Genomic DNA, 6330 nt, shown 5'->3' with positions numbered 1-6330 from the left:
AGGCGGACAAGCGTCCCAAGGGGGAGGACTGTTAGGTAAGCTATTGACTTTTACATTTTAAGCATATCTAAGGGAGCGGTGTTTGCCGCAAATGGCACAGGGCCAGATATGTTTGCTTTACCACCTAGTTTTGGCTCGGTAGAAGATTACGTTCATTCGCCGGATGAGGCAAGGGATCCAAAAAACCCATCAAGTTACCCATATCGTGAGAAACCAAACTTCGCTTATCTCATGCTCAAGACAAGGGGATTTGCAAATCTCTCTTCGGAATATTATGCCTCTGGGCTCGGTTGGGGCGGACACATCGCAGCCGACTGGGTGGCTCATAATAAAAAGCTTTTTCCGATACCGATGGGCCTTTTCTCTGGGGAATCTTGGCGCCATGTTAAGGGAGAGACCTTGTACGATTTTTATACGTACATTACAGAAGGCATGCCTTATAACGGTGATTTATCTTCATCTAGATTCTTTCCCAAACAGATTAGAAAAGCCCTGGTGAACTACGAGATGATAAGATTGCATGAAGTTGATCTTGAGGATGATGGGATAGCTCAAAAATCTGATTATGAGCTAAAAAAAGAGGCCATCAATTCAGTCATGAAGGAACTGGAAATAAAGGCAAGGTGTAAGGCTTGGGGAGCAACAGTGGCTGCTACCTATCTTAGTTATGGCACTGTAATTACTGATTTTGAAAAATTCGAAAGGGACATGGTTGCTAGGGGGGCCAAAAATAATATCGATCTTTCAGTTGAAAAGGTTATTAACTGGTCTTCTAGCCCTATTCCTAGAGGTGGGATACCCTATAACGATATATCAAGTCGTGTGCGTCCTTTTAGGTTGCCCGGATCGTCTCCGCTTGCCTCTTTGGCCATCCTTAACAGGCCATCCTTTATGATTTCACAGTTTCTACAAAAGCTAGATCTCTTCAAACTTGAGCGGGCTTGGGCCTTGGAGGCTGGCGAGTTTGATGAGGTTCCCGGTCAAGCTGAGGCTGAAGAATATGCTTTTTGGCAGGAAGTAAGTGAGAGAGCCGAGGCGGCAGGCGTCTTGGTCGTTCAAGACGAGTCCACCTTGACTGAAGATGGCGAAGAAATGTATGTAGTAACCGTCGAAATTACAAGTGATGAACAATTTAGAGATATCTTAAAAGAAGTCATTGAGGAGCACATTAAAAACCCCTCTTCTGAACTTGACAGACAATCCGCCTATTTTCATAAAAACCTCTCTGAAGGATTTTTAGACATCGACAAACTGATGGACTCAACCGCACCCACCATAACCGATCTTACGCCATCAAACGGCTCCTTCACAGACAACCCCGCACCAACCATCTCGGCCGTCATCACTGATGACGCGGAAGGCATCGGGGTAGATAGTGAAAATATCATCATGCAGATCGATGGAGCCAAGCTTGCTTGCAACTTCGACTCTGAGAGTGGCAAAGTATCGGCTACCCCACCCTCGCCACTAACCGATGGAGAGCACGAAGTTAACCTTACCGCTTATGATAAGGCGGGAAATCAAGCTCAAGGGGACTGGAGCTTTACCGTGGATACCACTCCGGCAAATGGCGTCTTTACTGTGCTAAGCAAGCTGGTCGATCCCGAAGAGAGAAAAAAGGCTTCGGTCAGGGCCGAGGCGGATGAACCGGTCACCTATCTGGCTGAAGTTTTTAAGGTTAGCGGTGATGATGACGATGAAGACGAAGATCGCATCAAAACGCCGATCAAAATCTACTCATATGCGAGTAACGCTCTAACCCAGAGCTTCACCTTTGCCTGGGATGGGAGGAGCTCCAAGGGAAGGATGGCTGGTGAGGGAAATTATGTATTAAGGATAACCCTCTTTGACAGGGCCAAAAATGAAACCGAGTTCGAATTCAAGGTCAAGGTGGATGATTAAGCAAAGCAAATAAATAGCACAAAGCAAAAGGCCGCCCATCGGGCGGACCATAACTTAACTTCGAAAAATATCCTAGGAAGGAACCGGAGCAAGCAGAAAGAGAAATACGAATACGATCAGGAGCAGTAGAAAAAAGGCTATCCCAACGAAGATTGGCCATTTCTTTGGACGAGAAAAGATGCTTAAATCCTTTTTTACCTTGAGCTTCGGTTCAAAATCCTTTTCCTTAGCCACATCATCACTTAGCCTTCCCATCTCTTGTAGAGATGGTGGGCGATGCCCAGGAGGTCCAAAAGACGACCTACAATGAAAGAGACCAGATCATCTATGCTATCAGGCCTGTTATAAAATCCGGGCATGGCGGGCAAGATGGTCGCTCCCGCCCTCTTTAAAGTCAGCATATTTTCAAGATGTAACTCGCTTAAAGGCGTCTCCCTTGGAACCAGTATCAAGGGACGTCCCTCTTTCAAAGTCACATCAGCGGCCCGCTCCAAGATATTCTTGGATATTCCCGCCCTGATCGAGGCGAGCGTCCCCATCGAGCAGGGGATGACCACCATCGCATGGGTCGGATAGGAGCCGCTGCTGATCTTGGAGGCTATATCGTCGATCTCAATATATTCTAGCAGGTCCGAAGCGTTACCACCAACCCACATTTTAAGAGAATTCTCTATAGCTTCAAAATCTCCTGCTAAATCTAGACCGATTTCCAAATTTATGACGTATTTTGCGGCCTCGGTCAGGATGAGCTTGACCTCATGGCCCCCTCTGGTGAGCTCTTTTAATAGTTTTTCCGCATAGACGGAGCCGGATGCTCCGGTGATTCCAACAACTATCCGCAAAGTTAAACCCCTTATCTAGATCGCATAATTTAAGGCGGTAAAGACGAAGACGACCACGCTTATCATCCCATTTAAGGTGAAGAAGGCCGTATTGACCTTGGATAGGTCTTCGGGTCTTACAAGGTTATCCTCATAGAAGAGGAGGACCGAGACGACGAAGACGCCGACATAATGCATGAAACTCAAACCGGCAAGGCGGCCGGCCAGAAGGAGAAGAATGACCGAGACGACGTGAAAGACAGCCACCATCTTCAAAGCTGGGCCAATGCCGAGCCTTACCGGGATCGAGAAGAGGCCGTCCCTCCTATCGACCTCGATATCCTGGCAAGAGTAGATGACATCGAAGCCGGCCACCCAAAACATGACTGAAACGCCGAGCAAGATGGCTATGGGCGAGATTGAGTTAGTCACGGCGACCCAGGCTCCGATCGGAGAGAGCCCCAGACTTAAGCCCAAAACCAGATGGCAGAGTGAGGTGAACCTCTTGGTATATGGATATATCACAAATGGGATGACAAAGAGCGGAGCGAGATACCGGCAAAGGGGAGCTAAGTTAAAGGCGGCCAAAAAGAAGAGGCCGAGCGAAACAAGCGCAAAAATGATCACATCTAGCTCCGAAAGCAGCCCGGTAACCAGCGCCCTATCCTTGGTTCTTGGGTTCCTTGCATCTATCCCTTTATCGATCAGCCTGTTAAGGCACATGGCAAAGCTCCTTGCCCCAACCATGGCGAGTGTTATCCAGAGGATTTGGGCCCCGCTCGGAAAACCACTAAGGGCGATCATCGCCCCAACGTAGGCAAAGGGCAGAGCGAATATGGAATGTTCAAACTTTATCATTTTGAGGGTGGCCGAAAGCTTATTTAAAACCGTACTCCTTCCACCTTGAGCTGACCAGGCGTTTTATCTCTTCATTCATGACGATATCGTCCGGCCACTCGCGGTCATGCCCCTCTTCCTTCCACTTGCGAGTGGCATCAATGCCCATCTTGGAACCGAAATTTGCAGTTGGCGAGGAGTGATCTAGCGCGTCCAAGGGGCCGCGGGTGATGATGATATCCCTTGCCGGATCGACGTTGTTAAAGACCTTCCAGGCCACTTCCGAGTAGTTGTGGACATCGATATCCTCATCGACCACCACGATCATCTTGGTCAGCATCATCTGTCCCATCGACCAGATGCCGTTCATAACCTTGGCTGCGTGCATGGGATAGCTCTTCTTTACCCCGATGATGGCGCAGTTATGAAAGACCCCCTCCAAGGGCAAGTCCATATCGACTATCTCAGGATATACCAATTGCAAGAGGGGCAAGAAGATGCGTTCGGTCGCTTTGCCCATATAACAATCCTCCATGGGAGGCTTGCCTACCACTGTTGCCGAATAGATGGCATCCTTTCGCCTGGTTATGCAGGTTAGGTTGAAAACCGGATAGTCACCCTCCAGCGAATAGTAGCCAGTGTGATCGCCAAAGGGGCCTTCTCGCTGCCTCTTGATGGGGTCGATGTGGCCCTCAAGGATTATCTCGGCCTGGGCCGGAACCAAGAGATCGACCGTTCTGGCCTTTACCACTTCAACCGGCTTCTTTCTCAAGAACCCGGCAAAGATGAGCTCATCCAAACCCTTGGGCAAGGGGGCCGTTGCCGCATAGATGGTGGCCGGATCGCCGCCCAAGGCGACCGCGACTTCCATAGGCTCGCCCATCTTCTCGGATTTTCGATAATTTTCGGCCCCATCGTGATGGAGGTGAATATGCATGCCGGTCGTCCGCTCGTCGAAGACCTGCATCCGGTACATGCCCATATTCTGCTTTTGGTCGAGCGGGTTTTTGGTTATGACGAGGGGCAAGGTGATGAAGCGGCCGCCGTCACCCGGCCAGCACTTTAGGATGGGCAGATCATTTAGAGAGGGATTTCCGCTGATGACGACCTCTTGGCAGGGAGCCTTCTTGACGAGCTTTGGGCCGTATCCGGCCAGGTCTTTCAGCTTTAGCAGGGCGCCGAGCTTCTCGCCGGCCCCGGTTGGAGACCCAAATGAGGTGAGCTTCCTCACCCGCTCGCCCACCTCATCCAAATTATCCACTCCAAGGGCCCAAGCCATCCGCGCCGTCGTTCCAAAAGCGTTCATCAAAACCGGCATCTTAGAGCCCTTGGCCTTTTCGAAGAGGACGGCCGGGCCGCTCGCCTTTGAGATGCGATCAACAATTTCGGTCATCTCAAGGATGGGATCGACGGTTGCACTCACCCTTTTGAGCTCGCCGCGCTCCTCCAAAAATTTTATGAACTCCCTTAAATCTTTAAAAGCCATCATCACCTCGATAAAATGCCAGTCTTACCTTGTGCTATAATATCACCGACCAGTTCACCTTAGCAATGAAAGGGGCCATGAGAACCGTTAATCCCAAGCGCTTTGAGAGGGAAGAGGGCCTTGCCCTCCTCGAAAACGATGACCTGATCTCACTTGGAAAGCTCGCCCTTGCGGCCAAGAGGGCTAAAGGCGGAGAGACTGCATACTTCAACGTAAACTGCCACATCAATCTTACAAATATCTGCATGTCCGGTTGTAAGTTCTGCGCTTTTAGCTGCAAGAGCGGCGAGCGCGGGGCCTACTTGATGAGCCCGCAAGGGGCCGTCTCCGCCGCCAAAGCCGGCCCCTCCGATATGACCGAGCTTCACGTGGTAAGCGGCCTCCACCCCGATATGGACTTCGATTACTACCTCTCGGTGATCCGGGCCTTAAGATGCGAGTTTCCCTTGATTCACATCAAAGCCTTCACCGCCGTCGAGATCGTTCACTTCTCAAAGATTTCTAACTTAAGCCTAAGCGATGTCTTGATCGCCCTAAAGGAGGCCGGGGTGGATTCTTTGCCCGGCGGCGGAGCCGAGGTCTTTAGCCCGAGGGTGCGGGCCAAGCTCTGCCCCAACAAGGCAAGCGGGACCGAGTGGCTGGATGTGATGGGCGCCGCCCACAAGCTTGGGCTAAAGTCCAATGCCACCATGCTCTTTGGCCACATCGAAACCGATGAAGAGAGGATAGACCACTTGATAGCCCTGCGCGAACTTCAGGACCAGGCGAGCGGTTTTAACGCCTTCATCCCCCTGCCCTTCCAACCCGAAAATACCGGTCTTGACCACCTAATGAAACCTTCGGCCGTCGAAACTTTAAGGATGATCGCCGTAAGCCGCCTGATGCTCGATAACTTCGACCACATCAAGGCCTACTGGATCATGCTCGGCCTGCCCTTGGCCCAGATGGCCCTGACCTTTGGAGCCGATGATATAGACGGCACGGTAACCGAAGAGAGGATCGCCCACGCCGCCGGAGCCTCCTCCTCAAAGTCGGTTACAAAAGAGGAATTGATCGAGTTGGTACGGGCGGTAGGCCTAAAGCCTGTCGAGCGAGATAGTTTGTATAATGTGATAAAGACTTACGACTAAATATTAACCGTTCTGCCCCCTTCCCCCATCATTCATCGGTCCATCTGATCTTCTGCCAGCCATCTAACCTCGCCTATTAGTTATTAATAAAAAATCATAAAATGTACTAGTCAACAGCTTACCTGACATCTAGTGGTTTTGAAGAGGCGGCCAC

5 protein-coding genes and 1 pseudogene are annotated in these 6330 nt (G+C 50.5%); 2 read left to right on the top strand and 4 right to left on the bottom strand.

Annotation, left to right across the window (positions count from 1 at the left end; genetic code table 11):
- Positions 1 to 432: 432 nt before the first annotated feature.
- Positions 433 to 1902, top strand: a complete 1470-nt coding sequence (locus QMD53_06585) for an Ig-like domain-containing protein (GenBank protein MDI6800310.1) — start codon at positions 433 to 435, stop codon at positions 1900 to 1902.
- A 72-nt stretch (positions 1903 to 1974) separates the two neighbouring features.
- On the opposite strand, the gene QMD53_06580 is transcribed toward QMD53_06585, so the two are convergent.
- The 4 genes and pseudogenes from QMD53_06580 to QMD53_06565 form a co-directional block, all read right to left on the bottom strand.
- Complete coding sequence (locus QMD53_06580) at positions 1975 to 2136, bottom strand: hypothetical protein (GenBank protein MDI6800309.1); 162 nt, start codon at positions 2134 to 2136, stop codon at positions 1975 to 1977.
- Between the two features lie 8 nt (positions 2137 to 2144).
- The gene (locus tag QMD53_06575; GenBank protein ID MDI6800308.1) at positions 2145 to 2744 is read right to left on the bottom strand and encodes a flavin prenyltransferase UbiX; all 600 of its coding nucleotides are present in this window, start codon (positions 2742 to 2744) and stop codon (positions 2145 to 2147) included.
- Between the two features lie 15 nt (positions 2745 to 2759).
- Positions 2760 to 3605: pseudogene (locus QMD53_06570) on the bottom strand (UbiA-like polyprenyltransferase).
- Positions 3601 to 5046 carry a menaquinone biosynthesis decarboxylase gene (locus QMD53_06565; protein MDI6800307.1) on the bottom strand — a complete coding sequence of 482 codons (1446 nt, stop codon included), beginning with the start codon at positions 5044 to 5046 and terminating at the stop codon, positions 3601 to 3603. The pseudogene QMD53_06570 and the gene QMD53_06565 overlap by 5 nt, the downstream one beginning before the upstream one ends.
- Positions 5047 to 5075: 29 nt before the next feature.
- On the opposite strand from QMD53_06565, the gene mqnE reads away from it, so the two are divergent.
- Positions 5076 to 6176, top strand: a complete 1101-nt coding sequence (mqnE, locus tag QMD53_06560; GenBank protein ID MDI6800306.1) for an aminofutalosine synthase MqnE — start codon at positions 5076 to 5078, stop codon at positions 6174 to 6176.
- The last annotated feature ends 154 nt before the right edge of the window (positions 6177 to 6330 follow it).

Source organism: Actinomycetota bacterium, assembly GCA_030017835.1.
In the GTDB taxonomy this organism is placed as follows: domain Bacteria; phylum Actinomycetota; class Aquicultoria; order UBA3085; family Oleimmundimicrobiaceae; genus Yes70-04.
The sequence above is the reverse complement of the archived record's forward strand: the minus strand, read 5'-3'. Positions and strand labels throughout refer to the sequence as shown.

Bases quoted from the DNA above. Each gene is read 5' to 3' on its own strand.
- QMD53_06585 (MDI6800310.1), top strand. From the start codon at position 433: ATGCCTTATAACGGTGATTTATCTTCATCTAGATTCTTTCCCAAACAG.
- QMD53_06565 (MDI6800307.1), bottom strand. From the start codon at position 5,046: ATGGCTTTTAAAGATTTAAGGGAGTTCATAAAATTTTTGGAGGAGCGC.